Consider the following 374-nt stretch of genomic DNA (forward strand, 5'->3'; position numbering starts at 1 on the left):
GAGTGCGGGGCGCGCTGGAAGACGACCGCGATCTCGGTGACGCGGCGGCCGAGCCGCTTGCCGGTGCGCAGGTAGAACGGGACGCCCGCCCAGCGGCGGTTGTCGATCTCCAGCTTCACGGCGGCGTACGTGTCGGTCTTCGACCCGGGGTCGATGCCGTCCTCGTCGAGGTAGCCCTTCACCTGCTCGCCGCCCTGCCAGCCGCCCGCGTACTGGGCGCGGACGGTGGAGCGCTCCAGGTCGGCGGGGACCCGGACGGACCGCAGGACCTTGAGCTTCTCGGTGACGAGTGCCTCGGCGTCGAACGCGGCCGGCTCCTCCATGGCGGTGAGCGCCAGCAGCTGGAGCAGGTGGTTCTGGATGACGTCGCGGGC

Annotated in this window: 1 pseudogene; it reads right to left on the bottom strand. The window is 72.2% G+C overall.

What is annotated here, in order from left to right:
* Window positions 1-374 (bottom strand): annotated as a pseudogene (locus GTW43_RS15085) (glucose-6-phosphate dehydrogenase); the annotation flags it as partial.

Origin of the sequence: Streptomyces sp. SID5785, assembly GCF_009870065.1 — a bacterium.
Taxonomy (GTDB): domain Bacteria; phylum Actinomycetota; class Actinomycetes; order Streptomycetales; family Streptomycetaceae; genus Streptomyces.